Genomic DNA, 1,139 nt, shown 5'->3' on the forward strand with positions numbered 1-1,139 from the left:
TTTCTACGGGGTCTGACGCTCAGTGGAACGAAAACTCACGTTAAGGGATTTTGGTCATGAGATTATCAAAAAGGATCTTCACCTAGATCCTTTTAAATTAAAAATGAAGTTTTAAATCAATCTAAAGTATATATGAGTAAACTTGGTCTGACAGTTACCAATGCTTAATCAGTGAGGCACCTATCTCAGCGATCTGTCTATTTCGTTCATCCATAGTTGCCTGACTCCCCGTCGTGTAGATAACTACGATACGGGAGGGCTTACCATCTGGCCCCAGTGCTGCAATGATACCGCGAGACCCACGCTCACCGGCTCCAGATTTATCAGCAATAAACCAGCCAGCCGGAAGGGCCGAGCGCAGAAGTGGTCCTGCAACTTTATCCGCCTCCATCCAGTCTATTAATTGTTGCCGGGAAGCTAGAGTAAGTAGTTCGCCAGTTAATAGTTTGCGCAACGTTGTTGCCATTGCTGCAGGCATCGTGGTGTCACGCTCGTCGTTTGGTATGGCTTCATTCAGCTCCGGTTCCCAACGATCAAGGCGAGTTACATGATCCCCCATGTTGTGCAAAAAAGCGGTTAGCTCCTTCGGTCCTCCGATCGTTGTCAGAAGTAAGTTGGCCGCAGTGTTATCACTCATGGTTATGGCAGCACTGCATAATTCTCTTACTGTCATGCCATCCGTAAGATGCTTTTCTGTGACTGGTGAGTACTCAACCAAGTCATTCTGAGAATAGTGTATGCGGCGACCGAGTTGCTCTTGCCCGGCGTCAATACGGGATAATACCGCGCCACATAGCAGAACTTTAAAAGTGCTCATCATTGGAAAACGTTCTTCGGGGCGAAAACTCTCAAGGATCTTACCGCTGTTGAGATCCAGTTCGATGTAACCCACTCGTGCACCCAACTGATCTTCAGCATCTTTTACTTTCACCAGCGTTTCTGGGTGAGCAAAAACAGGAAGGCAAAATGCCGCAAAAAAGGGAATAAGGGCGACACGGAAATGTTGAATACTCATACTCTTCCTTTTTCAATATTATTGAAGCATTTATCAGGGTTATTGTCTCATGAGCGGATACATATTTGAATGTATTTAGAAAAATAAACAAATAGGGGTTCCGCGCACATTTCCCCGAAAAGTG

1 protein-coding gene is annotated in these 1,139 nt (G+C 45.7%); it reads right to left on the bottom strand.

Going from position 1 to position 1,139, the window contains the following annotated elements:
- Nucleotides 1-154: 154 nt before the first annotated feature.
- The gene (locus SB660_RS18865) at nt 155-1,015 is read right to left on the bottom strand and encodes a class A beta-lactamase TEM-171 (RefSeq protein WP_015058867.1); all 861 of its coding nucleotides are present in this window, start codon (nt 1,013-1,015) and stop codon (nt 155-157) included.
- Nucleotides 1,016-1,139: the final 124 nt, after the last annotated feature.

Origin of the sequence: Bacillus sp. SIMBA_005 (assembly GCF_046535585.1) — a bacterium.
GTDB classification, from domain to species: Bacteria; Bacillota; Bacilli; order Bacillales; family Bacillaceae; genus Bacillus; species Bacillus pumilus.